This window comes from Cypionkella sp. (assembly GCF_030652235.1).
Classification (GTDB): Bacteria; Pseudomonadota; Alphaproteobacteria; order Rhodobacterales; family Rhodobacteraceae; genus Cypionkella.
Genome location: NZ_JAUSBA010000043.1, coordinates 1 through 25477 on the forward strand (window position 1 = coordinate 1; position 25477 = coordinate 25477).

A 25477-nucleotide genomic window follows, 5' to 3' on the forward strand; every position below is an offset into this window, starting at 1 on the left:
GCACGGATGCTGGATAGTCTCACCAATGGTGACTCAATCGACGTCCAGTCTCACATACCCTGAATCAGTCTCAGAAATGCGACATAGGCAACCTATTGAAAACAAATGGACCCCAGCCTCAGAAACCTCGACCATCCGACATTCTTGTCAGCAGACCGGTTTTCGTGAGACTCGTCGGGATCCAAGGCGCCGAAATGTGGGCCACAGACCGCTCTCTGATGCCGGATTCCCGCTAATCCGCTGAAATCCGGTCGACATGGCCTTCACGCGAAACCACGCCGCATCTGTTGCATAGTCTCACAATTTCCGCTTCACCCTTCGCCCCGCCCCGTTCTTCCGGCGTGCCGCGAAGCTGCGAATGATCGCCATTCGAATGGTCACCGGCCAGGAGTCCATCTGCGCCATCAGCTTGGCGCGGCACGGCTCCTCACTGGCACTCAGGACGTGGACTGCGGTATTGATCGGGTTCTTTAGGATGCGCGCAACGCCGATCGCGAGCGCATAGCGCTCCGCGCGCGGGGCCATCGGCAAATCCGCGATCCTTGATGGATTACACCGGTCATAGATCGGCACGGCCAGATTGAATTCCGGCACAACAGCTGACAGGACCTGCTGTGTGAACCCTCGCGACCGCAGGGCCGGATCCCCCTGACGACATGGCGGCAGTCGCGCCAATTCCCAAGGCGCCGGCGGTGCCGGCCTGCGCAGGGACGACAACAGAAGCAACAAGGCGGAGTGGACTGAAACCGCCCCTCCATCTTCGCCCATAGCCCATCGGCGCAGCAATTCGGCGCCGCGATAAGCGGACGCTTCACCGCCGAGGAGGCTGGCACCCCGCATATCACTGCTTTGCAAGAGCCGGTGGTGTCGATCGCACCAGAACGAGAAGGTGAACGCCCAGGCCCGGAGCCTTGGCGCCCTCGCCAGACTGTCAGAACATGCGGAGCATGTTTCCCGCCCATTCAGCCGCAGCAAGCTCCGATATCGGGGCGGATCAGCGTGAAACGTCATCGCCAGCAACTGGTCGACCGACGTGTGCATTCCATAGGCCATCCGCGCCAGATCGCCCGGGTCGGGATCAACGTCCAGTTCAATTGCCGCACGCGCCCATCCCACATGTGTCTGGAACTCTTCCGGCGAGACCCGGTAAACATCGGCACTGCGTGCGATCTAGGAACTGAGGCGTTCGTCCGCCAATGGCGGCGGCACGACCGGCAGCGGCTCCCTCCCCTGCCCCACCGTTGTTAGGATGCCCCCGATGTGGAAACACGGTAGTTGAGGATAGCTTCCGGCGTGATCCGCTCAGCGCCTGCAAGAATGGCGTTCACTGCAAGCTCCGTGATCATCCGGAAGACCGCCGCCGTTATGCCTCCGCTGGCATCGACCAGCCGACGGAGCGCACTGTCGGTCAGTTCCGTTGGCAGGCGCAACGGCAAGGATCGCAGGAGTCCGCCGATCAACCCCTGAAAATTGGCATCGTTGCGCCAGGGCGGCAGCCCATAAGGCTCGAACCTGCTGTTCAGATGAGCATCCCCGCGGATCGCGTCACGCGCCTCGTGCGAGCCCAGACAGACCAGCGGTATCCGCAATTCGTTTCCCAGAAAGCGCAACAGATTGAGCATCCTGCGCTGTTCCCTGTAGGTTCCGGCGATCAGGTTCTGCACCTCGTCGATCACCAGCATGCGGGGCTCAATCTCCTGAAGCAGGCGGAGCGCCTGGGTTTCCAGTTGCCCGATCGTCGCACGGGTCGGCGGTGGCGCGCCGATTACCGACAGCAGCCGATGGTAAAAGCGCCCCTCATCCGGAGATGCGACCATCTGCACGACGACCACGGGGCGACAATGGATGCCCGTCTCGCGGTTAAAGTCGGCCGGATGCGCGCGCACGAATTTTTCGATGATCATCGTCTTGCCCATGCCCGAAGCCCCGGAAATCAGCAGGTTCGGCATCCGTGCACGTTTGGGAAACATCAGCAGTTCCTCAAGCTTGTCCAAGGCTTCGCGGGCCCGTGGGTAATCGATCCAGCGATCTAGGCGGATGTGCTCGATGCGCTCGCGCTCAGGCAGATCGACATAGGGCCACACAGCCGGATCGAGATGGCGCAGCGCGGTCATTCCCAGACCTCCGTGGGGAAATGCGGCAGCGAAATCACCGGCTCATCCGTCGGAATGTTCACGGTCTGCTTCGGTTGTGGCCTCTGCAGATGCGCGCGCCGTGCCCGCGACCTGCGAGATTGCATTGTGTCTCGGGTCGCCTGATCGACCAGAGCGCGTTGCGCGGCGATCGTCTCGAAGATGGTTTCTTCATCGATCTCACGGCGGCCACGTGCGCGCAGCGCACGAGACGCCGCTTTTTGCTCCCATAGTGTGATGGCTGGACGCCCAAGGTTGCGCGTCGGCGCCATGAGCCAGGCCTCATCCAGCTTGACGAATATCCGGCTGAGATCCCTCGGGTCATATTTGACAACGACCTTCTCCTCGCATCGCCCGATCCAAGGAGCAAAGCCATCGGACCAGTAGCGGATGGCGTGAATGTTGATGCCCGTCCGACGCAGCACACGGGTATCAAACGGCAGGAAATCGATCAGAAACACCAGCGGATCGCGCGACTGCCGCACCGGGCGGGCGCCGACCCCCTCTAGCCAGGCGGCAACAGGGGGTCGCCCGATTCCCCGATGCAGACCTGCATGGTAGCCAATGATCTCCAGCGACAGCCAGATCTCCAGCTCCCGCAAGGTCATCACCGCGCGCGCCTCGGAATCATACTCGCCCTTCTCCATGACATTCGAGAAATGCGTCCCTGGCAGCAGATGCACTGCTCCCATCATCGTGCCGATCAGGCGCTCGATATGCCCTCCGAACCTTGGTGTCCCCGGCGGGCGGTAAGTCAGTGCGATGTTGTGCTCGTCGCAACCGCGCCGGAAGGCGCGTGAGTGAAATTCGGCGCCGTTATCGACATGGATGCATTCCGGGATACCACTGGTCGGCCAATCGAGAGAGATCCCGCGATCTCGCAACCAGCCTGCCTTGTCGATGATCACATGCGTCAGGCACAGAGCCACAGATGTCACCGATGGCGCCTCAAGGGAAAGATGGAACCCCAACACCATCCTGGTACAGACATCGATCGCGATGGTCAGGATCGGTCGGCCGATCGGAAGCCGTTCGATCGGGTCGACCACCGTTACGTCGACCTTGGTATGGTCGATCTGGACAATCTGTAGCGGATGCTGGGCGGTCAACTCTCCTGGCAAAGCCAAAAATTGCGCTTCCGCCCGGGATTTTCCTTCCCGTCGACGCACCAGCGCTTCTGTGTCGAGCGTCGCAAGATAGGCCTTCAGGCGCCTGATCGACGGCGGGATCAGTGCATTCTTCCGGCAATGGAGGGAGATATGGTTCCAAAGCCGGGTCAGCGTTGGCCGTTCCAACGTAGCGTAGAAGGTCCTGATCGCCTCATCGACAATCGTCTTCACATCCGGATCGAAGGCATCAATCCCTGGCCGACGACCAGCTTTTCGGCTGATCAGGACACTGGCACGATCATCCTGCTGGAAGCGCTTCAGCCACCGAAACAGAGTAGCCCGGCTCACCCCAAGCTCAGCTGCCGCATCCGCGAGCTCGACCTGGCTCGGACGGCTCGGCAAACGCCGCAGCACCTCGGCATGAGCGACGGCGCGCTCCCACTCCGCATCATCGACATCCGTGCGATCCATGATCGTCCCGTGAGCAGGTGAAAAACGTAATCTCACTATATCCGAATCAAATTATAGCCTAGTCTCAACATAAATGCAGCTGTCTCAGTAAATCTGAATCGGATAACACCTTGGAAATGAACGATCCGACGTCTCATGAAAAACGGTCAGCTGACACTTCAGACCGGTCAATTGGCCCCGATGCCCACGAAGGCGACGACAACATTCGCTTGGGCGCGCGCCCGATTACCCTGCCCTCTGCTGTCGCAGGTTCCGGCACGCTCGACCGGCTGGTGGAGACCGCCCGCGACTACGCCCGTCAGGCGGTTTCAGAAAATACCCTGAAAGCCTATGCCAAAGACTGGGCGCAATTTGCCCGTTGGTGCAGGATGCGGGGCGCGGACCCCCTGCCCGCCTCACCCGGGCTGATCGGCCTTTACATCGCGGATCTCGCGGCACCTTCCGGCAGGTCCGCTGCCCTATCGGTTGCGTCCATCGAACGCCGGCTCTCGGGTCTCGGCTGGGGCTATGCGCAACGCGGTCAGCGGCTTGACCGCAAAGACCGCCACATTGCCAGCGTGCTCGCCGGGATCCGCCGCAAGCACGCAAGGCCGCCGGTGCAGAAGGAAGCGATCCTGCCCGACGACATCCGCGACATGCTGGCCACCCTGCCCCACGACCTGCGGGGCCTGCGCGACCGGGCGATCCTGCTGGTGGGCTTTGCCGGGGGCTTGCGGCGGTCAGAGATCGTCAGCCTTGACCACGGTCGCGACGACACGCCCGACAGCGGCGGCTGGGTCAAAATCCTCGACGACGGCGCCGTTCTCACGCTGCGCGGCAAGACCGGCTGGCGCGAGGTTGAAATTGGTCGCGGCTCCGCTGACCAGACCTGTCCGGTGCAGGCCCTGACGCAATGGCTGCACTACGCCAGGATCGACTTCGGTCCGATCTTCGTCGCTGTCTCTCGCAACGGGCTGAAGGCAACGCAGGACCGGCTCAGCGACAAGCATGTCGCCCGCCTGATCAAGCAGACGGTCCGGGAAGCAGGCATCCGACCTGACCTGCCAGAGGCGGAGCGGATCAAGCTCTACTCCGGCCACAGCTTGCGCGCGGGCCTGGCCAGCAGCGCCGAAGTGGATGAGCGCTATGTCCAAAAGCAACTTGGTCATGCCTCAGCCGAAATGACCCGCAGGTATCAGCGCAGGCGCGACAGGTTCCGGGTCAATCTGACAAAAGCGGCGGGGCTTTGAAGGCGGAAGCCACAAAATGCGATCAGAACTCAAGGGGCATGCCCAATTGGCCCTGCTCGTTTCGCTCTAAGGACAGATGCAACATGTAGCGCGTCGATCTGCCGCCTTCGGTGCCGCGCAGGATTGCGCCTCTGGCCTCCAGTTCAGCCAAATCCCGGGTCGCTGTGGCAAGCGAAACTCCCGCCATCTTCGCGAAAGGACTGGCACTAATACCCTCGGACACCCGTTGCGCTCCTTCGGCAAAGAGTCGGCGCAGAACCTTTTCGCTGCGGGGTGGAAGACCGGGAAACCGCAGGAAGAACCCGTTTCGCGCAACCAGAAACCGAGCCTCGGCCTCGGCTTCGCTGATCCCGGCAGTCAGGCGTTCCAGAAACCACAGGACGAACGGCGTGGCATCGATATGGCCCCCCGAGACAGTGCGACCGGCTTGAAGGGCGCGATAGTAGCCCAGCTTGTCGGCCTCGATCTGGCGCGACAGGGAAAACGGCAAAGCCGCATCCTGGGCAAAGACATCTTCGACAAGCGCCCGGCCAATTCGCCCGTTGCCATCACTGAACGGATGAATGGATTCAAACCATAGATGCGCCACAGCAGCGCGAATGGGCACTGGGCGGTCGTCAGATTCAAGGCTGCTCAGAAGTTCCTGCATATTGCTCGGCACCCCGATGGGCGCGCGATGCCACCACAGATGCTGCAATATCATCGGCGCGCTAGGCGGCACCGTCGATCGCGAAGCTGGCAACCGCTTCGCTTGTCACCGCGCGCAGAAAAATCTCGCGCCGTTCGTCTGCACTTAGTGCGGTTTGAAGGCCTTTGATCGACCCAAGACGCGCAGAAAAGTCCGCAAGCGGTCCTTCGGTTGCGGTCGCGTCATGCCGGAAGCGCGGCCATGCAGGGGTTCGCCAAAGATCCATGAGGAGAATATGTCGCTTATTCTCCTCACATTCCAGCAAGATATGAAGAGAATATGAAGGCTTTTCCTCTCTTCAGGGCAGTTCGTTGCGTTCAGGGGCGGCGCGCGGCGGGGTTGTTTGGAAATTTTTGAGGCACAAGCCTTGGGTGGCTGTCGCAACCGACCCATCCTTGCGCGACTGATTGATCTGCTGCGGCCCGGTGACGCGTTGATCGTTATCCGCCAGGCCGCAGGAAGACGAAAGTTTGCGACACCCCCCGGCGGGATGGCGTCATTGCAGATTATCCTCAGACGGCAAGGCGACCACCAAGGCAAGCGCTGCCAGTTTCAGCACGCAGGGGATCACCGCATAGGCCATGTTCAGGGTGGTCAGGGCTTGTGGGCTGTTCACTTGCCCCGGCATGAAACCGTTCCATTGCAGCAGCGGCATCACGATAAAAGCCGCCAGCGCCAGCCCCAGTTTGCCCGCAAACGCCCAGATGCCGAAGGCAAGCGAGGCTTTCAGCCCTGCCCGTGTCAGCGCCACCGAAAACATCGCGGGCAGCAGGATGGTGTCAGACCCAAGCGCCGCCCCGGCTGCCACGCAGATGATGGCAAAGCCCAGATAATCGCCGGGCGCAAGAAAGGCAGCCCCCGCAAAGCCAAGGATTGCCAAAGGCATCGAGATCAGCAGCGTGGTCTTGGCCCCCAGCCGTTGGCTGATGCGCGTCCACACCGGCACGCTGAGGCCTGCGCTCAGGAAGAACAGCGCCAGCAACCCCCCTGCCCTGCCCGGCAGTTGCAACCGATCTTCGACAAAGAACAAAAACAGCGTCGAGGTGATGGCGACGGGCAGGCTGTTGACCAAGGCCAGCACCAGTATCCGCAGCGCGCCGGCCTGGGCCAACCCGGCAAGCGAGAACGACTCTCCCATAACCACCGGGCGCTGCCAGATGGAATAGCTGAACACCGCCGTGATCACCGCCAGCCCGCCCAACACCAGCCCAAACGCGGCATAGCCCTGCCCCCCGGCCCCCAGTGCCACCAGAACCGCCGGGGCCATTGCCGCAAGTATAACGCCAGCCAACATGCCGCCTTCACGGTAGGCGGCGAGGGTCAGCAGGGCTTGGGGTTCAGGGCGCTCGGCCAAGGTGGCGCTGCGGCCATAAAGCAGAATTGTGCCAAGGCTGTAGGCGGAAAACAGCAAGACCAGTGCCGCCACCAGTTGCGCCACGACATGCGGCCCGCGTGACAGCGAAAACAACAGTGGAAAGCCCACCGCCAGCCCCGCCACGGCCGCCATCGCGAAAGTGCTTTGCAGGCGCGGCCAGCGGTCTATCGCCCAGCCGATCAGCGGATCTTGCGCAAGGTCGATGACCCGGATCAGCAGCAGAATGGTGCCGATGGTGCCCAGACTGATGCCCAGATTGATCGCGGCGAACTGCGGCAGGTGGATGTAAAGCGGGATCCCGGTTGCGGCCAGCAGCAGCGCATAGAGGCTAACGCGGGGGTAGTGGCGGGTGCCACGGGTGGGGTGGGCGGTCTGCATGCGTTGGGGGCCTTTGCAACGAGGTGCGTTAGATATGGTCCTGCTGTGCGGCGGGGCCAGTGAAATCGGAAGGGTTCACGCCGGCGCAAACTGCGGAAAGCTGGCGCCAAGCGCCCAAGCCAGACCCAGACCGACCCCCGCCGCAAGCGCGCCCGACCGCTGCCCGATCCACCGCCCCCTTGCCCTGCTGGTGCGGATCGGTTGGCGGCGCTAGCCTAAAGCGGCGCAGAAGGCGGCGACGGCAGATTCGAGGCGGTTGCGCGGGGTTTGGCTGAAATCGCGGTCAAGGTGCAGTTCCACCCGACCGGGGGCCATCGTGCAGGTGACGGCGCCGCCCATCAGATCCAGCCGTACCAAGGCTTCGGCGCGCGCGGGGCTGCGGGCTTTGCCGGGTTTTGTGGGGGTGTAAAGACCACGCGGTGCAAGCGGGTTGTCTTCAAAGCGGTCGGGGGCCTCGGGCTCGGTTGCGAAATGGCGCAGGATGTCGAGCTCGGTCGCCGCATCGCGCTGGGGATTGGCGCGCAGGGCGCGGCACAGGGCGGCGGTGCGCCCGGATTCGCTTTTCAAGGCTTGGTTCAGCGCAATGCCAAGCGCGCGCGGCATGGCTTCGGGAAACGCCAGCACCTTTTCCAGACGGTGGGTCAGCTCGGCAAAGTGGCGGATGTAGTTGCGCTTTTGCGGGCTGGCCGAGGCGAACAGGGTGTCGATGGCTTCTTCAAGGCTGTCAAAATCGGCTGCATTCTGGTCTTTATACACCATGGCGATGCGGCCCATTTCGGCCCAAGACAGATCTTTGCGCACCATGTTTTCATCCACCATGCGACGGTAAAGCTTTGCCGTGGTGGTGTATTCATCGACCGGAATGGCGGGAATCGCGGCGAAGCAGTCCAACCCTGTATCTGCCAACAGGGCGCGGTAGGCAGACAGTCTGCGCCAGCCTTGCACCAGTTCCACCGTGCCGGGACGTGAGATGTCAATGCGAATCGGATTTGACAGGCCTGTGGCAAGAATCGAGGCTTTCAGATCATCAATTTGTGGGTCGATGTGACAGGAGCGATCGCGTTGCAATCTTTTGGTGCTGATTGCATCGAGTGGGATAAACTGGATCTGCACGCCTGCGGGTGTCATGTGGAGGGGGTCCGGCAGGGTTTGCATCGGCAGTTCAGGGTTCGGCGCGGCGAGAAATGGGCGAGTCAGGGACATGGCATTTCCTGTGAAATAAGGCTGCTTCTGTGGAGAGCTTGACTGCAAAGCTGTTTCAGAAGGTTTTCGCGCCCGCGCGCCGTAAAAACCCCTTCCCCGCGGGGAATGACTTGTGGTTTTCACTTCACTCACCACAACATACAGAAATGTCTTGCGCGACTCGGATTCCTACGCCATTCAATTACGGTATAAACGGAAATAACCGATAAATGCCGTAACAAACGGTGTTAGACACAAAGTCTGGGCAGTGGGCAATGCAACGAAAAGACCGGATCGACCGTTTGGTCGGGGAACATGCGGCCAAGCTATCGGAGCGCCTGATGGCGCATCGCACGCAGCTTTTCCCGCCCAATGCGCAAAAGCAACTGCGGTCGTTCAGCAGTGGCGAGGTCGCGGGGCTGCTGGGCGTCAAGGATGCTTACCTTCGCAAGCTGTCGCTGGAGGGGCGCGGGCCGCAGCCGCAAACCGGGGCTGGCGGGCGGCGGTTGTATTCTTCGCAAGATATCATGGCGTTGCGGCAGATGCTGGAACTGGGCGCGAAGGCACCGGGCACCTACCTGCCGGGGCGGCGGGCGGGGGACCATTTGCAGGTGATCACCGTGATCAACTTCAAGGGCGGCTCTGGCAAGACCACCACGGCGGCGCATCTGGCGCAAAAGGCGGCGCTGGATGGCTATAAGGTGCTGGCGATTGATCTGGACCCGCAGGCCAGTCTGTCGGCGCTGCACGGCTATCAACCCGAGTTTGATCTGGCGGATGGCGGCACGCTGTATGATGCGATCCGCTATGATGATCCGGTGCGCCTGCGCGATATTATCCGCCCGACCTATTTCACCAACCTGCATCTGATTCCCGGCAATCTGGAGCTGATGGAATTTGAACATGACACGCCGCGTGTGCTGGCCGAGCGTGGCGGTAATCTTTTCTTTACCAGAATTTCCGATGCCTTGGCGCAGGTGGAAGGCGATTACGATCTGGTCGTGATCGACTGTCCGCCGCAACTGGGGTTTCTGACCATGTCGGCTTTGTCTGCGGCCACTTCCGTTCTGGTGACGGTGCATCCGCAGATGCTGGATGTGATGAGCATGTGTCAGTTTTTGCTGATGACCTCGAACCTATTGGGCGTGGTGGCGGATGCGGGCGGCAATATGAGTTACGATTGGCTGCGCTATCTGGTGACGCGCTACGAGCCGGGGGATGGGCCGCAAAACCAGATGGTCAGCTTTATGCGCAGCCTGTTTGGCGATCATGTGCTGAACCATACCGTTTTGAAATCAACAGCAATTTCCGATGCAGGCCTAACCAAGCAGACCCTGTATGAGGTGGAAAAAGCCGATTTCACCCGCGCCACTTACGAGCGCGCGATGGAAAGCCTGAACGCGGTGAATGGCGAGATTGAAGACCTGATTCAAGCGGCATGGGGGCGGTAAATGGCACGCAAAGATGTGTTGATCGGATTGCTGGCGACCCCTGCCCCCTCGACGGCAGCCGGGCCACCTCGGGCGCAAAAGGGGGCGATTGGGGCGGTTTCACGCTCGATTGCCGATCTGAAGGCGCGGGCGGTGATCGAGTTGGACCCCGATCTGATTGAGGCGGGCGGCTTGCAGGATCGGCTGGAAAGCGATCCGGTGGACGACAGCGCTTTGGCGCGCTCTATCGGTGAATATGGCCAGCAGGTGCCGGTTCTGGTGCGCCCGCACCCTGATCAAGATGGGCGCTATCAAATCGTTTACGGCCGCCGCCGGGTGCTGGCGATGCGCGCGCTTGGCCAGCCGGTCAAAGCGCTGGTGCGTGATCTGGATGACCGGGCGCTGGTGCTGGCGCAGGGGCAGGAAAACACCGCGCGGCGCGATCTGTCGTTCATCGAAAAGGTCAACTTTGCGCGGCAGTTGCAGGATGCGGGCTATGATCGCAAGGTGATCTGCGATGCGCTTTCGGTGGATAAAACCCTTGCCTCGCGGATGCTGTCGGTGGCGGGGCGGTTGCCGTCTGCGCTGATCGAGGCGATTGGCGCGGCGCCGTCTGTTGGGCGGGATCGTTGGCTTGCGTTGGCGGATCTGATCGAGGCGGGCGGCGACGGTGTGGCCGCGGCTGTGGGCGAGAGTTCGGACGCGCGGTTTCAGGCGGTGTGGCATCATCTGACCGCCAAGCCTGCGCGCGCTGCGCCCCCCCTGCCCCGCGAGGCCCCGCGCGTGGTGCTGGCCGAGGGCGGTGCGCCGCTGGCCGAGGCATCTTTGGGGGCCACAACAATGACACTAAAGCTGCGTCTGGCGCAAACCGCTGGGTTTGAGGACTGGCTTTTGGACAATCTTCCCGCCCTGCTGCGCGACTGGCAGAACGGCAAGCCTGATGCGTAACCCTGAACCAGAAAGGAGGCACGCTTCGGCATAACAAAAAGCCCCCCGGAAATGACATTCCGAGAGGCCCATTCTTGTCTTTGCACTTCAAGAAATAGGCCCTCTTATGCTCGGCTGTCAACCGCTGATTTCAGCGGCCGGAGCAGTTTTGCCGCGTGATACCCCAATGAAGCATATTTCCGTGACGCCGTTTGGGCGGCAAGCGATGACGGCTGGGCTGTTGGCGGCGCGTGCCTTAAGGGATGAAGCCCCCCTGCCCCGGATTGATAAATGGTCGCTTTTCAACGACTTGCGCACTGCGCGCGGGCGGTTTGGCGTTAGTGACCGCGATCTGTCGGTGCTGTATGCGCTGCTGACCTTCCTGCCTGCCAAGGCGCTGGAGGATGGCGCCGATCTGGTGGTGTTTCCATCAAATGCCTCGCTGTCAGACCGGGCGCATGGCATGGCGGAAAGCACGCTGCGGCGGCATTTGGCGGTGCTGGTGGGCGCGGGGCTGGTGTGGCGGCAAGACAGCCCGAACGGCAAGCGCTATGCGGCGCGGGATCGGTCGGGCGCGCTGGTGCAGGCGTTTGGGCTTGATCTGCGGCCCTTGTTGCTGCGCGCGGGCGATATTGTGGCGGCAGCGGCGGAGGTGGCCGAGGCCGCTGACCGCCTGCACCGCGCGCGCGCGGCTTTGGTGCTGCGGATGCGCGATGCGGCCAAGCTGCTGGCTTATGGCATCGAAGCCTGTCTGCCGGGCGATTGGGCGGGCCTGGAGGCGCGGTTGCTGCCGCTGCGGGCGGCATTGCGGCGCAAGATGGACGCGGGTGTCGTGGCGGGACTTCTGGGCGAAGCTGGGAGTATTTTACAGGCTTTGCGGCTGATGATTGAAAGCAATACAGAAGAAAAGTATGGCACTGCCGCTCATAATGAGCGTCACCATACGAATTCAAAACAAGACTCTTATGTATTTGAACCTTGCCTAGAAACAGGCAGGGGCGCGGGGCAGGAGAATCTTGTCCCTGAACTGGCGCAGCAGGATGACCCGGATGATGGGGCGCAAGATGCAGCGCAGATGCCAAGTATTCCGCTGGTATTGGTGTTGAAAGCCTGCCCGGATATTTTACCCTATGCGCGATCGAACTTGACGCAATGGCGCGATTTGGTCGTGGTGGCGTCGGAAGTGCGCGGCATGATGGGGATCAGTGCTTCGGCTTGGCAAGAGGCGCAACGTTTCATGGGGCCAGAGACGGCGGCGATCGCCGTGGTGGCGATGATGCAGCGGATTGGCAGTATTTCCAATCCGGGTGGGTATCTACGGGCGCTGTCGGGCAAGGCTGCGGCTGGCGGATTTTCGGCGGGGCCGATGATTATGGCTTTGTTGAACACTGAAACCGCGCGGGCGGCGTGAGGTTGACAGCTGTCAACTGGGCGCGAAGTTGTCAGCTGTCAACTTAATCGGGGTAGGGCAAACTTACCCCGATTGATGTTAGGATTGCTGCCGTAGCAGGGCCAGTGCGACATCCAAAGGCATCGCGCGCAAGCCATCGCCAAGGGGGGCCTCGCGCGCGCCTGCATAGACCAGAATACGGCGATCTGCCTGAATGTCGGCGGTCGCCAAGTGGAAGCCCCGCGATACTTTAGGGGCTGTGCTGCGCTTGATCTCTATCGCCCAGACCGCGCCTTGGGGCAGGCGCAGCACAAGGTCCAACTCGGCCCCGGCTGAGGTTCGATAAAAGAACGGCGCGGTCCCCCTGGGTGCGGCAGTGATCAAGGCTTCCAGACAAAACCCTTCCCAACTGCCAGCGACAACCGGGTGGCCCAGCAGGTTTTCCAGTGTTTCAAGCCCCAGTAAGGTGTGCAGAAGCCCGGTGTCGCGGACATAGACTTTGGCCGATTTGACCAGCCGCTTGCCGGTGTTTTCATGCCACGGTGTAAGACGGCGCACCAGCATCAGATCGACCAGCAGATCCAGATAGCGCCCGACGGTCTGGCCTGAAACCCCCAAGCCGTCGCCCAAGGCGGCAGCGTTCAGCAATCCGCCTTGGGCATGGGCAAGCATGGTCCAGAACCGGCGCAGCGTCGTGGCCGGAATACGGGGGCCAAGGGCAGGGATGTCACGCTGCAGATACCTGCGCAGAAAGTCTTCGCGCCAGTTGAGGCTTGCGCGGTCACTGACGGCCCTGAAGCTGTCGGGAAAGCCGCCACGCAGCCAAAGCCTGGTCATTTGATCATCGCCGACTTCATCCAGTTGCAGCGGCGGCATCTCGACATACCGCACATGGCCTGCCAGAGATTCGGCCGATTGGTGCAATAACAGGTTTGAGGCCGCGCCCAAAAGCAGAAATTGACCGCTGCGCAACCCTTTGCGGCGTCGCATGTCGATCTGACCGCGCAGGCTGTTGAACAGGCCGGGCATCTGCTGCACCTGATCCAGAACAACCAGTTTTCCGGCCTGCTCGTCCAGATAAAGATCTGGCTCGGTCAGAACCTGCCGATCCGCCGCGCGTTCAAGGTCAAGATAGACCGAGGGCATTTGCGCGGCGATCTCTAGCGCAAGGGTGGTTTTTCCGATCTGATGCGGGCCCAAAAGCACGACCGCCGCGTGTTCAGCAAGCGCCGAGATGACAAGGTGATTGCTGCTGCGTGGGTACATAGCGTGTAAATATGCCGTGAGTTGGAAGTTTTGCAAGGTTAAACGCGGATTATGCAGTTTAGGGTGGGTGGGGCCGCGCTTGCGCATGGCGCTGCCGTGATCGCCGTGCCGGGATACCCCGATGCGACAGCACAGCGGATTTCACCGATGCCGCCCCGCGTGCAGACCCATCCGTACCGGGTTCTGTGGGCGAGCTTTGGCCATCAGCGTGCAATGCCTGTCCCAGCTGTGCGCGGTGCGCTTACCGGGAAATGTTGCCATTTCAAGGCTTATCTCTAAGCTGTGTTGCAGCAATTTCGCGCGGTTATTTTTATATAAACCAGACTTGCCACAATCTTCAAATTTCCTATAGTCAGGTACGCAAAGGCATACGGAGACCGGTTGTTCTCTCGGCGGGCCATTGACGTTGATGGCTTTGGAGGAGGTCAACATGTCACGCTCTGCTACGTTTGACAGGCAAATGCTTGAGACAGCATTTTCAGAAATTGACGCTGTGCACCGGTCATTGCCGGAAGCCACATTAAGCACCCTTGCCGCCGAAGTTGTGACGCGGGTCGCGAACAATCTGCGGTTTGCAGTGCAGCCTGATATGGTGCCGTGCCTTGATGAAATAGATATGCTGTGCAACGCTTTGCTGTCGGATGATCCGCACGCGGCGACAGCCTTTATCGAGAATGTGCAGACCAAAGGGTCCAGCTATGAAACCCTGTGTCTGCTGTATCTGACCGTTGCCGCGCGACGCTTGGGCGAATGGTGGGACAATGATGACGTCAGCTTTTACCGCGTGACGGTGGCGGCGGGTCGGATCTATGCCATTCTGCGAATCCTGCGGATGGAGCGCCCGATCGGTGTGCCCGACATGCAGCGCGCTGCCGCCTTTGCTTCGGTTCCGGGCGAGAATCACACTTTGGGAATCACCATTGCCAGCGACCTTGCCCGCGAACGCGGCTGGGATATCGACCTGTTTGTCGGCCTTACGCATGACGCTTTGGTTGAAACGCTGGAACAACGTCAGCCCGCCCTGATCGGCCTGTCTGCCAGCGGCAGGCGATCTATGCCCGCGCTGACCCGGTTGATCGTGGCGCTGCGCATCAGCAATCCCAATGCGCGCATTTTGGTGTGCGGTCAGATCGCCGCGGCCAACCTTGCTTTGGTTGGTCTGACGGGTGCAGATGCCGCCGCGCATGATTTTCAAGGGGCGATCGGCCATATGGAACGCTTGCTGGATCTGCCCACGGGTCGGCTGATCTAACGGCTGCTGTTTGGGGCGATCAGAAAACCGCATGGGCCCCGCGATCATCAAGGGCCGCGCCGCGCACCAAACGCGCATAGTGGTCAAACAGCGTCTCTGACCCCGTGGCGGGGGTTGCATCCGCCGCATAGTGCCCGGTTGCCGCATCAAAAACCAACATGGATTCAGTGGCATAATACCGCCCGATCCGCGCAAGTTCCGCTTTGTCTTTCAGCCGTGGCGCAATCCGACCCAAACCGTCCAGCACAGCAATAACGCCGTCCAGCATCCGCACCGGCACCCGCCGAAACTTTGGCGCAAGACCCAAAAGCCGGAACAACGCTTCACCCTGCTGACGCGGTGTGATCGCAGGGCCGGGGCCGCCGATGGGCAGGATGCGGTTTTGCAAGTGAGGGTCGTCAAGGCAATCCGCCAGATAACGCCCAAGATCGCCGTCGCTGATCGGCTTGCATGCCGTCAGTGCCCCATCGCCAAACAGCAAAAACGGCTTGCCCGCCTTCACACGGTTCAACTGCCCGGACAGCGACTTGAAGTAAGCCGTCGGGCGCACGATGGAATAGATCAACCCCGAGTCGATCAGCGCCCTCTCAAAGGCGAGTTTTGCGTGCTGAAACGCCAATTTGGGCCGTTGCACGCAAATTGCCGACACCAGCACGAACTGTCGGACCCCTGCGGTTTGCGCCGCCGCCAAAGCCTGCAGATGCGCCTGGTGATCAATCGCCCAGGCATCCAACGGCGCACCCGTGCGCGAGGCAAGGCACGAGACGATGGCATCGAACCGCTCGCTGCGAAAACCGTCCCGCGCCAGCGATGCAGGGTCTGTCACCTTGCCAAAGCGAAAGCTGGCAGCGTAGGGCAGGGGGCCAGAACCCGGCCTGACAAAACACACCACCTCATGCCCGCGCGCCAGCAGCGCCGCAACCGTGGCGCGCCCGATGGTGCCGGTTGCCCCCAGCACAAACACCCGCAGGGCAGGGGCCTGCGCGCTCATCCCGCCCGCACCGTGTCCACCATCCGCGCGACGTTGTCCGGGCTGGCATCTGGCGTGATGCCGTGGCCCAGGTTGAAGATATGCGGCCCGCCCTTGAACGCATCGACCACGCGGCGGGTCGCCTGCACCAACGCCTGCCCGCCCGTCACCATATGGGTGGGCGACAGGTTGCCCTGCACGCAGCCGCCCGGTTGCAGATGCTGTGCCGCCCATTCCGGGCTGACCGCGTTGTCAACCGCCACGCAATCTGCCCCAGTCGCTTGCGCAAACCCCCCATACCCCGCGCCTGCTTCGCGCGGGAAGGCGATCACCGGCAGGCCGGGGTGTTTGGCCTTCAACGCGCTGATGATGCGGGCGGTGGGCTTCACCGCAAAGTCGTGAAAATCTTGCCCTTTCAGCGACCCGGCCCATGAATCAAACAGCTTCACCACCTCGGCCCCCGCCTGCACTTGCGCCGACAGATAGTCGATGGTGGCTTCGGTAATCACGTCGATCAGCGCTGAAAACGTCGCGCGGTCGGTGGCTTTCAACGCATGCGCCGCCGCCTGATCCTTGCTGCCACGCCCGGCAATCATATAGGTCGCCACCGTCCACGGCGCGCCTGCAAAGCCGATCAGCGTCGTCTCACCTGGCAATTCCCGCGCCAGTATCCGCACGGTTTCATAAATTGGTGCCAGCGTGTCGTGGATCGCCGCCCGCGGCTTCAAGGCCAAAATCCCCGCCATCGTGGTGATGGTGGAAAGCCTTGGCCCCTCGCCGGTTTCAAACCGCAGATCCGCCCCCAACGCCTGCGGCAGCAGCAGGATGTCGGCGAAAAGAATAGCCGCATCAAAGCCATAGCGCCGGATCGGTTGCAACGTCACCTCTGCCGCGAGTTCCGGGTTATAGCACAGTGACAGGAAATCCCCCGCCTGCGCCCGCGTCGCGCGATATTCCGGCAAATACCGCCCGGCTTGCCGCATCATCCAGATCGGCGGGGTGGGCAGGGTTTCGCCCGCAAGGGCGCGCAGGATCAGCTTGGTCATAGACCCTCCAGATACAGAAAAGCGCAAGATTGTTCGCGGGTGTTGTCAGCGCAGAGTGACAGCGTTATTCCTTCACACATGACACATCCGCTTCCCACCCCCGCCCAACCGTTCAAAATCGGCACCCGAGGCTCTCCGCTTGCCCTGTGGCAAGCGCATGAGGTGCGGCGCTGCCTGATGGCCGCCCATACCCTGCCGATTGAGGCGTTTGAGGTGGTGGTGATCAAAGTCACCGGCGATCAGATTCAGGACCGTGCGCTGAAAGACATCGGCGGCAAGGGCTTGTTCACGCGTGAAATTGAAGACGCCCTGCTGGCGGGCGGCATAGATATTGCGGTCCATTCGATGAAAGACATGCCCACGCTGCAACCGGATGGTCTGTGGCTGGATTGCTATTTGCCGCGTCAGGATGTGCGCGATGGCTTTGTGACGCTGGGCGGTGGCGGGCTGATGGATTTGGCCCAAGGTGCTGTGGTGGGTTCCTCCAGCTTGCGGCGTCGCGCGCAACTCGCGCACCGTCGCCCCGATCTGCATTTGGTCGAGTTTCGCGGCAATGTGCAGACCCGGATGAAAAAGCTGCATGACGGCGTGGCGGCGGCAACTTTCCTTGCAATGGCCGGGCTGAACCGCCTTGGCATGGCCGACGTCGCCCGCCCGGTCGAAGTGACCGAGATGCTGCCCGCCGTCGCTCAGGGTGCCATCGGGGTCGAGCGTCGGCAGAACGACCCGCGCGCCGAAGCGATGCTGGCCGCCATTCACCACACCCCCACCGGCCAGCAACTTGCTGCCGAGCGCGGCTTTCTGGCGCGGCTGGATGGCTCGTGTGAAACCCCCATCGCGGGGCTTGCGGTGCTGACAGGCGATCAGCTTTGGCTGCGTGGCGAGATTTTGCGCCCCGATGGCAGCAAGGTCATCGCCGGTGAAATCCGGGGCGGCCTCGCAGATGCGACCGCCTTGGGTCAGACTTTGGCCGATGAGGTGCTGGGCCGCGCCGGGCCGGGATTTTTCGACTAGGCGCATAGCGGATCCGCCTTTGCGCGGGCCTCTAGAAAATAGCGGATCAGGGCTGCGACCTGATCGGGCGCTTCCTCATGCACCAGATGCCCAAAGCGCGGCAGGTCGATCCATTCGGCGTTTGGCATGACCGCTGCGGCGCGCTGCGACACCACAGGCGGCACCGCGCGGTCGGCGGTCGAGGTGATCAGCAGGCACGGCCCGGTCTGTTGCGGCAAGCGCCGCATCAGCCCGGCAAGGTTCCATTGCGCCATCATCGCCAAAGTCGCTGCCACATGCCCCGGTTGGCGCAGCAGATGCAGATATTGCGCCTCACCGCCTGCGTCGATCCGCGACCCGGTCGAGGCCAAAAGCTGATGCACCTGACGCTCTGTGCCGGCCAGTTTGCTGAACAGCTGCGGCACCAAGGGCAGCCGCGCCAGCAGGTTGGCCAGCGCCGGAAACAGCCAGCCCGCCACGCCCTCAAACCCGCCCAAGGCTGCATTGATGCCGATCACGGCCTTGGTCGGGGTGATCTCGGCCAAGCGCAAAGCAACGGCGGCTCCGGCAGAATGGCCAATGATCGCAAGCGGTTGCCAGCCTTGCTGGGCGATCAGTGCTGCAATATCCTCGGCCATCGCATCCAGATTGCAGCGCGCGCGGTTGCCAAGCGTGGTAAAGCCCTGACCGGGAAAATCCAGCGCAATCACCCGGTATTCAGGGCTTAAAAGCGGGATCAGATGGCGAAAGCTATGCGTCGCCCCCCCCGCGCCATGCAGCAGCAGCAGCACAGGGCCAGCGCCTATCTCTTGCACATGCCACAGATGGCTTTTGCCGCGAATATGCTGCGAGGCGCTGCGATACGGCCAATCTGCGGGGATCACCGGGGCCAGCATGTCACGCCCCCAATGCCGATTGCAGCACGCCCGACAAGCGGTGCGCATCGGCGCGCGGCAGCGGCACATAGGCCGCCCCAAGGCTTGCCGCCAGCCGCTGCAATGCCGCTTGCGGGCGGCTTGCGATGTCCAACACCAGCGCCGGGATCGCCGCCGCACAGATCAACCGCGATAGCCGAAGCGCATCCGCCTCGGCCTCCACCCGGTTGGCGCTGCCATCCAGCGCGATATTGCCGCGCCCATCGGTCAAGAGCGCAATCGTCGGCGTCATCCCTCGGGCGCGGGTTTGCAGGCCCAGATCAAACGCCATCCGCAACCCCGCCGCCAAGGGCGTGCCACCGCCGCCCGGCAGGCCAGACAGCCGCCGTTTGGTCTGCACCAGCGACCGGGTCGGCGGCAAAAGCAATTCCGCCGCCAGCCCGCGAAACGCAATCAGCGCCACATGATCGCGCCGCGCATAGGCCTGCGCCAATAGCAGCTCGATCGCCCCCTTCGCCTCGGCCAAGCGCGACAGCGCCGACGAGCCCGACGCGTCCACCGCAAAGATCAGCACCCGGTCCGAGGTTTCCTGATACCGCTTCAACCGCAGATCTGAAGCCCTGATTTCCAACCGCACCGCATCAGGCGCGTGCCTGCGCAGCGGTTGCCAAGGGGCTGCGGCGCGCAAGGTCGCCACCAGATCAATCCGCTTACCCGACCCCGGAACGCCGGGGCGCGGCGGCAAAGGTCGCCCCCGATGATTGCCCTTGCGCGCAGCCCCGGTGCCGCCGCTGCCCTTCGCCGCCCGCGCCGCTTTGCCCGCCGCCAGTCGCGCCAGCAGATCAGCGGGCAGGGCGGCGCGCACGGCTTCCAGCAAAATCTCATCCGGGATGCGGTCGGATTGCGGGGTTTGCGGCTCCTCTGCCTCACCCGGTTCAGGCGGCGGCGGCGCGCTGTCCTGATCCTCCGCCACTTCCGGCAAATCCCCCCGATGCGCCAGCGTCAATTCGGCGGAATGGCGCAGGGTATCGTCCGAGGCCACAGCCTCCCCCCGCCAAGCCGCCAGCGCCCGTGCCACCGCAAGCGCCAACAGCGGCGCGCGTAGGCTGGCGATGCCCATGGCAAGCGCCACCGTCGTCAGGCTTTCCAGCGCCCCCGCAGGCAAAACCACCCCTGCCAACCGCCGCCGCGCCGCCGCAATCTGCTCTGCTGGCAGTACCAGCGCGCCGATATCCGAATACGCCAACTCTCCAAGATCAAGGAACAATCCCAGCCGATCCGCCAGCGCCGGGGCCAAAACCTCTTCCGCCTCTGCCCCTTCATCCAGTGCCACCAGACACGGGCCACTCTCATCCAACCACCGCGAAAGCCGCGCCGCAAGGGCAGGGGGGCAACGTTCCGCCATCGTCAGAACCAATGGCTCCGCCCCCGACAAAATCCCCATACTGCGCCGCAGCTGCCCCGCCGCCAAAGTCGCCGCCAGATCCACGCCGCCAAACAGCGCCACATCGTCGATGACGGGATGGATCCGCCGCGCCACCGGCAGCGCCTGCGTCACAACATCCCGCACCGGGCCACTGCGGGCGCGCAGCCACAGCCCCTTCACCCCCGCCGGATCAACCGCCAGCATCGCCAGCGCAGCCTCAACCCGGCCCCAAGGCGACAGCGGCTTGGTCACGGCAAAACTTCGGCGATGGTGCGGGCCACCCGCGCCCCCGATCCGGCCTCGTCCAGCGGATCGCGCCGCAACCGATGCCCCAAGGCACTGGCGGCCACGCTGCGCAGATGGCCACGTGTTACAACCCCAGCCCCTTCGAACGCCGCCTGCGCCCGGCCTGCGCGCAACAGCGTCAACTCGCCGCGCAAACCGTCCGAGCCCAAAGCGATGCACAACGCCGCGCAATCATGCAGCACCACCCCCGGCGTTTTCAGCCCCGGCAAAGCCGCCCGCGCCACCAGAATCGCCTTGCGCAGGGCGCTGTCCTTCGCCCGCCATTTCTTCATAAACGCCGCGTTGTCGTTTTCATACGCATCGCGCCGGCGCATCACCTCAACCCGCGTTTCGATGTCGCGCGGAGAGGCTACCTCAACCGACAGCCCGAACCGATCCAGCAACTGTGGCCGCAACTCGCCTTCTTCCGGGTTGCCCGACCCCACCAGCACGAACCGCGCCGCGTGGCGGATCGACAGCCCCTCACGCTCCACCACATTCTCACCCGATTGCGCCACATCCAGCAGCAGATCGACGATGTGATCCTCCAACAGGTTCACCTCGTCGATATAGAGATAGCCGCGATTGGCCCGCGCCAGCAGCCCCGGCTCAAATGCCTTTTCGCCGCGCGTCAGCGCCCGTTCAATATCCAGCGCCCCAACCACGCGGTCCTCAGTCGCCCCCAAAGGCAGGTCAATCACCGGGGTCGGGCGCTTGATCATCTTGCCCGATTTCACCCCCGCCCATTCCGGCACGTCCTGAACACGGGCCGAATTCACCGGGCAGCCCTCTACCGCCAAAATCTCGGGCAACAGCGCCGCCAAAGCCCGCACCGCCGTTGATTTTCCGGTGCCACGGTCGCCAAACACCAACACGCCGCCTATCCCTGGATCAATCGCCGTCAGCACCATCGCCTGCTTCATCGCGGCCTGACCGACGATGGCGGAAAACGGAAAAGGCTGGCTCATGTGGCATCCTTTGCAGCAAGCGGGCTGCGGCCACCCCATGTGCCCCAATCATCCAGAATCCGAAACCGCGCGTAAAGTTCTTCGGAAAACCAGCCCTCGGCCCGCACCGCCTGAATGGCGCGGCCATGCGGCCCATCACCGCGCGCAAAATGCGCCATGCTGGCCGCATCGGGCCAGATCGAAAAGGTGATCTGATGCAGCAGCGGCACCTCGCCAATGCCGATTTTGAAGATCACATTCGGGTCTTGCCCGATGGCGGCCGAGATATCGGGCACCCGCCGCCAAAACCGCAGAAACGTGGACACCCGCATCGTCGCCCGCGTCAGCGCCACAACCGGCCCGGTGTTGGGCGTGTCGTTGGCCGTGAAGGGTACGCGCCCCGACCATTGCCCGCGTGCCGAGGTCGGCTCTAACAAAATCGTCCAGTTTTCAGCGGAATGGCTGCGCCAACGCCGGAACACTGCCGCCTCTGCGATCACCCGCCGCGCCGTTGTCGCATCGGGCCATGTGGCAAGAATAGCCCAGACGGCGGTGTTCGGTTTCGGCGTAAAGCCTTCGCCGGTGCCAGAACCGCACAGCTTCCAAAACCCCACCTCGGGCATCCGCATCAATGACAGCCGCGCCGCGCCCATTTGCCCCAAAACCCAAAGCCGGGCGGGCAGCGAGGCAAAGCGAAACAAGGAAAGACTCACGGTGTTGATGGCAGACCTCAGGGCTACATGTCAGAATAGTCTGACAGTTTTTGCGGCGGCTGCAAAGGGAAATGCCAAGATTCCATAATGAAAATGCAAGTATTGTAAATTATACTAGACAGTATATCGTGACTTCATGCTGACAGATTCTCATCCCTCCCGCCCCGCCATGCCTCAAACCTCTGGGGCTGATGCCATTGTGATCGGCGCGGGCCTGGGCGGCCTTGCGGCGGCGATGCGGCTGGGGGCAAAAGGTTACCGCGTCACGGTGATTGACCGGCTCGACATGCCCGGCGGGCGTGGCAGTGCGATCAGCCAAGGCGGCCACCGCTTTGATCTTGGCCCCACAATCGTGACCGTGCCGCAGGGCCTGCGTGATCTGTGGGCGGCTTGTGGCCGCGACTTTGACCACGACGTTGATCTGCGCGCGCTTGAGGCGTTTTATCAAATCCGATGGCAAGACGGATCGACCTTCACCGCCCGCCAATCCACCGACGCGATGCGGGCCGAGGTGGCGCGGCTGTCGCCCGGTGATTTGCCCGGCTATGACAAATTCCTGAAAGACAGCGAAAAGCGCTATTGGTTCGGCTTTGAAAACCTTGGCCGCCGCGCGATGCACCGCTTTGCCGATCTGTTGAAAGTGCTGCCGACCTTTGCGATGCTGCGCGCCGACAAATCGGTCTACGCCCATGCCGCATCCCGCGTCAAAGACGAACGCCTGCGCTTTGCCTTGTCGTTTCACCCGCTGTTCATCGGCGGCGATCCGTTTCACGTCACCTCAATGTATATCCTTGTCAGCCATCTGGAGAAAGAATTCGGTGTTCATTACGCGATGGGCGGGGTGGCGGCGATTGCTTTGGCGATGGCCGGGGTGATCACATCCCAAGGCGGCAGCCTGCGCCTGAATGCCGAGGTGGATGAGATTTTGCTGGAAAACGGCCGCGCCACCGGCGTGCGGCTGACAGACGGCGCAGTGATCGCCGCCGATGTCGTGGTGTCAAACGCCGACGCCGGCCACACCTATGACCGCCTGTTGCGCAACCATCGCCGCAAACGCTGGACCCCCGACAAACTCGCGCGCAAGCGCTGGTCGATGGGTCTGTTCGTTTGGTATTTCGGCACCAAAGGCACCCGGCTGAAATGGCCCGAGGTTGGCCACCACACCATCCTTGTCGGCCCCCGTTATAAAGACCACATCCGCGATATTTTCATCCGCGGCAAACTGGCTGACGACATGAGCCTTTATGTCCACCGCCCCTCTGTCACCGATCCGTCGGTGGCCCCGTTGGGCGATGACACCTTCTACGCCCTATCCCCCGTGCCGCATCTGGGGATTGGTGAAACTGATTGGGAAACGGCAGCCGAACCCTACCGCCAAAAGATGCAACAGATGCTGGAAGACCGCCTGCTGCCCGGCCTTGGCACCCATCTGTCTGAACAACTGGTTTTCACCCCCAACAGCTTTCAAACCCGCTATCTGTCCCCCTTCGGCAGCGGCTTTTCGATCGAGCCGCGCATCCTGCAATCCGCCTATTTCCGCCCGCATAACGTCTCCGAAGAGGCCCGCGGCCTGTACCTTGTCGGCGCAGGCACTCACCCGGGCGCAGGCCTACCCGGCGTGATCGCCAGCGCCGAAGTCTTGGGCACCATTGTCCCCGACGCCCCCCGCAGCGCCACACTTCGCATGGCAGCCGAATGATCGCCCCCGCCGACATGGCCCATTGCCGCGAGGCGATCCGCACCGGATCACTGTCGTTCCACGCCGCCTCGCGGCTGCTGCCCAGTCCGGTGCGCGACCCCGCTTTGGCGCTTTACGCCTTTTGCCGCCTTGCCGATGATGCCGTCGATGACAGCGATGACAAAGCCCCCGCCGTGCTGGCCCTGCGTGACCGGCTGGATCTGGTCTACGCAGGTCGCCCCCGCAACGCGCCCGCCGACCGCGCCTTCGCCGCTGTGGTGCAAGATTTCGAGATGCCGCGCGCCCTGCCAGACGCCCTGCTGGAAGGTCTTGCTTGGGATGCGTTTGGCCGCCAATACCACAGCCTGCCCGATCTGCTGACCTATTGCGCCCGCGTCGCCAGTGCGGTGGGCGCGATGATGTGCGTGCTGATGCGGGTGCGCGACGCCGATGCCTTGGCGCGCGCCTGCGATCTGGGCCTTGCGATGCAACTGACCAACATCGCCCGCGACATAGGCGAGGATGCGCGGGCAGGGCGGCTGTATCTGCCGTTGGAATGGCTGGATCAAGCCGCCATCTCTCCCGCCAGCTTCCTGCACGCCCCGCAAGCCACCCCCGCCTTGCGCCAGCTGACCCAACGCCTGCTGACCGAAGCGCAAGCGCTTTACCGCCATGCCGAGGCGGGGATTTCCGCGCTGCCGCTGCTCTGCCGCCCCGGCATCTACGCCGCCCGCCATGTTTATGCCGGCATTGGCGGCGCTGTGGCGCGCAACGGCCATGACAGCATCAGCGCGCGGGCCCGCACCAACGGCTGGCAAAAACTCGGCTGGCTTGGCCTGTCGCTGACGCGAACTGCCGCCTCTGTCGTGCTGCCGGGGTCCGCCCTGCTGCACGCTCCGGCCCGCGCCGAGACCGCCTTCCTCGTCGAGGCCGCCGCCCGCAAATCGGCGCGCTTCAGCCGCTCTGACGCGCTGTTTGCAGTCCTTTCACAACTCGAATCCAAAGATCGCGCCCGCAGGCCCTTGGATCGCGCCGGCATATGACCTAGTTTCCTAGCTTCATATTCTGGAGCGACCCCGATGGACTGGCCTCTGTTTCTAACCTTTCTGGCCGCCTGCGGTGCCGCCGCCGCCACGGGGGCGATGTTCAACCCCGGCGCATGGTATGACGGCCTGCACAAACCAACATGGACCCCGCGCAACTGGGTGTTTCCGGTGGTCTGGACCACATTATACATGTGCATCGCCTATGCCGCGATGCGGGTGGCTGGTGTGGCTGGCGTAGCGGGAGAGGCAAGCAACGCGCAAGCCTTGGCGTTCTGGGCCTTGCAGATCGCGTTCAACACCCTGTGGACGCCCGTTTTCTTCGGCCTGCACCGCATCCGCGCCGCAATGGTGGTGATGGTCGGCCTGTGGCTTGCCGTGGCCGCGACGACCTACAGCTTCTTCGGGGTCGATTTCTGGGCGGGCGCGTTGTTCCTGCCCTATCTGCTCTGGGTCACGATTGCAGGCGCATTGAATTTCAGCGTCATGCGTCTGAACCCCAACGCGGGCTAAAGCCCCCTCTTGTTCCCGAACCGAAAGAAAACGCTCCAGTGGAGCGTTTTCCGGTTCGTTGCGCGTGCGGCGGAACGCCGTCGCGCAAGAGGAATAATGCATCAAGCCGTTCATCCGGTTAATCGAGGTGCGCCTGCTCAGTCAGGCGCGCGCTGATTT

Annotated in this window: 24 protein-coding genes; 9 read left to right on the top strand and 15 right to left on the bottom strand. The window is 62.7% G+C overall.

The window, feature by feature from the left end; all coding sequences use genetic code 11:
* Positions 1 to 297: 297 nt before the first annotated feature.
* From Q7V03_RS14510 to Q7V03_RS14520, 3 genes are all read right to left on the bottom strand, one after another.
* Positions 298 to 840, bottom strand: coding sequence for a hypothetical protein (locus Q7V03_RS14510; protein WP_304926311.1), 543 nt, complete (start codon positions 838 to 840; stop codon positions 298 to 300).
* A 404-nt stretch (positions 841 to 1244) separates the two neighbouring features.
* Positions 1245 to 2114, bottom strand: coding sequence for a TniB family NTP-binding protein (locus Q7V03_RS14515; protein ID WP_304926312.1), 870 nt, complete (start codon positions 2112 to 2114; stop codon positions 1245 to 1247).
* On the bottom strand, positions 2111 to 3712 hold the full coding sequence (locus Q7V03_RS14520; RefSeq protein ID WP_304926313.1) for a Mu transposase C-terminal domain-containing protein: 1602 nt from the start codon (positions 3710 to 3712) through the stop codon (positions 2111 to 2113). Before Q7V03_RS14520 ends, Q7V03_RS14515 begins: the two co-directional genes overlap by 4 nt.
* A 116-nt stretch (positions 3713 to 3828) precedes the next feature.
* Here Q7V03_RS14520 and Q7V03_RS14525 point away from each other — a divergent pair, with 116 nt between their 5' ends.
* Positions 3829 to 4941: a tyrosine-type recombinase/integrase gene (locus tag Q7V03_RS14525; protein WP_304926361.1), complete on the top strand. Its 1113-nt coding sequence runs from the start codon at positions 3829 to 3831 to the stop codon at positions 4939 to 4941.
* Positions 4942 to 4963: 22 nt separating this feature from the next.
* Here Q7V03_RS14525 and Q7V03_RS14530 read toward each other — a convergent pair whose 3' ends face one another.
* The 4 genes from Q7V03_RS14530 to Q7V03_RS14545 all read right to left on the bottom strand — a co-directional run bounded on the left by Q7V03_RS14530 (position 4964) and on the right by Q7V03_RS14545 (position 8585).
* Positions 4964 to 5590 (bottom strand): Fic family protein, encoded by a 627-nt coding sequence (locus tag Q7V03_RS14530; RefSeq protein WP_304926314.1) that lies wholly within the window; start codon positions 5588 to 5590, stop codon positions 4964 to 4966.
* A 61-nt stretch (positions 5591 to 5651) separates the two neighbouring features.
* The gene (locus Q7V03_RS14535) at positions 5652 to 5855 is read right to left on the bottom strand and encodes a DUF4172 domain-containing protein (RefSeq protein ID WP_304926315.1); all 204 of its coding nucleotides are present in this window, start codon (positions 5853 to 5855) and stop codon (positions 5652 to 5654) included.
* Positions 5856 to 6125: 270 nt separating this feature from the next.
* Complete coding sequence (locus tag Q7V03_RS14540; protein ID WP_304926316.1) at positions 6126 to 7382, bottom strand: MFS transporter; 1257 nt, start codon at positions 7380 to 7382, stop codon at positions 6126 to 6128.
* A 210-nt stretch (positions 7383 to 7592) separates the two neighbouring features.
* The gene (locus tag Q7V03_RS14545) at positions 7593 to 8585 is read right to left on the bottom strand and encodes a ParB/RepB/Spo0J family partition protein (protein WP_304926317.1); all 993 of its coding nucleotides are present in this window, start codon (positions 8583 to 8585) and stop codon (positions 7593 to 7595) included.
* Between the two features lie 254 nt (positions 8586 to 8839).
* On the opposite strand from Q7V03_RS14545, the gene repA reads away from it, so the two are divergent.
* The 3 genes from repA (at position 8840) to repC (ending at position 12332) form a co-directional block, all read left to right on the top strand.
* Positions 8840 to 10015, top strand: coding sequence for a plasmid partitioning protein RepA (gene repA / locus Q7V03_RS14550; protein WP_304926318.1), 1176 nt, complete (start codon positions 8840 to 8842; stop codon positions 10013 to 10015).
* Positions 10016 to 10942 carry a plasmid partitioning protein RepB gene (repB, locus tag Q7V03_RS14555; protein ID WP_304926319.1) on the top strand — a complete coding sequence of 309 codons (927 nt, stop codon included), beginning with the start codon at positions 10016 to 10018 and terminating at the stop codon, positions 10940 to 10942. It abuts the gene before it with no gap.
* Between the two features lie 166 nt (positions 10943 to 11108).
* Positions 11109 to 12332 (top strand): plasmid replication protein RepC, encoded by a 1224-nt coding sequence (gene repC / locus Q7V03_RS14560; RefSeq protein ID WP_304926320.1) that lies wholly within the window; start codon positions 11109 to 11111, stop codon positions 12330 to 12332.
* A 78-nt stretch (positions 12333 to 12410) separates the two neighbouring features.
* On the opposite strand, the gene Q7V03_RS14565 is transcribed toward repC, so the two are convergent.
* Together Q7V03_RS14565 and Q7V03_RS14570 are read right to left on the bottom strand one after the other, a co-directional pair.
* Positions 12411 to 13577 (bottom strand): ATP-binding protein, encoded by a 1167-nt coding sequence (locus Q7V03_RS14565; protein ID WP_304926321.1) that lies wholly within the window; start codon positions 13575 to 13577, stop codon positions 12411 to 12413.
* 141 nt (positions 13578 to 13718) lie between these two features.
* Entirely contained in the window at positions 13719 to 14009 is a 291-nt protein-coding gene (locus Q7V03_RS14570) for a hypothetical protein (protein WP_304926322.1), read from the bottom strand.
* On the opposite strand from Q7V03_RS14570, the gene Q7V03_RS14575 reads away from it, so the two are divergent.
* A complete protein-coding gene (locus tag Q7V03_RS14575; RefSeq protein WP_304926323.1) occupies positions 14008 to 14829 on the top strand; it encodes a B12-binding domain-containing protein in 822 nt (273 codons plus the stop codon). The two genes, Q7V03_RS14570 and Q7V03_RS14575, sit on opposite strands and share 2 nt — an antisense overlap.
* A 19-nt stretch (positions 14830 to 14848) precedes the next feature.
* Here Q7V03_RS14575 and Q7V03_RS14580 read toward each other — a convergent pair whose 3' ends face one another.
* The gene (locus Q7V03_RS14580; protein ID WP_304926324.1) at positions 14849 to 15820 is read right to left on the bottom strand and encodes an NAD(P)H-binding protein; all 972 of its coding nucleotides are present in this window, start codon (positions 15818 to 15820) and stop codon (positions 14849 to 14851) included.
* Positions 15817 to 16845, bottom strand: a complete 1029-nt coding sequence (gene hemE / locus Q7V03_RS14585) for a uroporphyrinogen decarboxylase (RefSeq protein ID WP_304926325.1) — start codon at positions 16843 to 16845, stop codon at positions 15817 to 15819. The genes Q7V03_RS14580 and hemE overlap by 4 nt, the downstream gene beginning before the upstream one ends.
* Before the next feature lie 78 nt (positions 16846 to 16923).
* Between hemE and hemC the strand changes: the two genes are divergently transcribed.
* Positions 16924 to 17859 (top strand): hydroxymethylbilane synthase, encoded by a 936-nt coding sequence (hemC, locus tag Q7V03_RS14590; RefSeq protein ID WP_304926326.1) that lies wholly within the window; start codon positions 16924 to 16926, stop codon positions 17857 to 17859.
* Here hemC and bchO read toward each other — a convergent pair.
* Genes bchO through crtA form a run of 4 tightly spaced genes read right to left on the bottom strand, consistent with a single transcriptional unit; the run spans position 17856 to position 22084 of the window.
* On the bottom strand, positions 17856 to 18734 hold the full coding sequence (gene bchO / locus Q7V03_RS14595; protein ID WP_304926327.1) for an alpha/beta fold hydrolase BchO: 879 nt from the start codon (positions 18732 to 18734) through the stop codon (positions 17856 to 17858). The two genes, hemC and bchO, sit on opposite strands and share 4 nt — an antisense overlap.
* Position 18735: 1 nt before the next feature.
* Positions 18736 to 20343 (bottom strand): magnesium chelatase subunit D, encoded by a 1608-nt coding sequence (locus tag Q7V03_RS14600; protein WP_370651135.1) that lies wholly within the window; start codon positions 20341 to 20343, stop codon positions 18736 to 18738.
* Positions 20344 to 20387: 44 nt separating this feature from the next.
* Complete coding sequence (gene bchI, locus Q7V03_RS14605) at positions 20388 to 21392, bottom strand: magnesium chelatase ATPase subunit I (protein WP_304926329.1); 1005 nt, start codon at positions 21390 to 21392, stop codon at positions 20388 to 20390.
* On the bottom strand, positions 21389 to 22084 hold the full coding sequence (crtA, locus tag Q7V03_RS14610) for a spheroidene monooxygenase (RefSeq protein WP_370651133.1): 696 nt from the start codon (positions 22082 to 22084) through the stop codon (positions 21389 to 21391). The genes bchI and crtA overlap by 4 nt, the downstream gene beginning before the upstream one ends.
* Before the next feature lie 136 nt (positions 22085 to 22220).
* Here crtA and Q7V03_RS14615 point away from each other — a divergent pair, with 136 nt between their 5' ends.
* The 3 genes from Q7V03_RS14615 to Q7V03_RS14625 are packed head-to-tail and all read left to right on the top strand — an operon-like array spanning position 22221 to position 25318.
* Positions 22221 to 23783 carry a phytoene desaturase gene (locus Q7V03_RS14615; RefSeq protein ID WP_370651134.1) on the top strand — a complete coding sequence of 521 codons (1563 nt, stop codon included), beginning with the start codon at positions 22221 to 22223 and terminating at the stop codon, positions 23781 to 23783.
* Positions 23780 to 24805: a 15-cis-phytoene synthase gene (crtB, locus tag Q7V03_RS14620; RefSeq protein WP_304926331.1), complete on the top strand. Its 1026-nt coding sequence runs from the start codon at positions 23780 to 23782 to the stop codon at positions 24803 to 24805. Before Q7V03_RS14615 ends, crtB begins: the two co-directional genes overlap by 4 nt.
* Before the next feature lie 36 nt (positions 24806 to 24841).
* Positions 24842 to 25318 carry a TspO/MBR family protein gene (locus Q7V03_RS14625; RefSeq protein ID WP_304926332.1) on the top strand — a complete coding sequence of 159 codons (477 nt, stop codon included), beginning with the start codon at positions 24842 to 24844 and terminating at the stop codon, positions 25316 to 25318.
* Positions 25319 to 25477 lie beyond the last annotated feature (159 nt).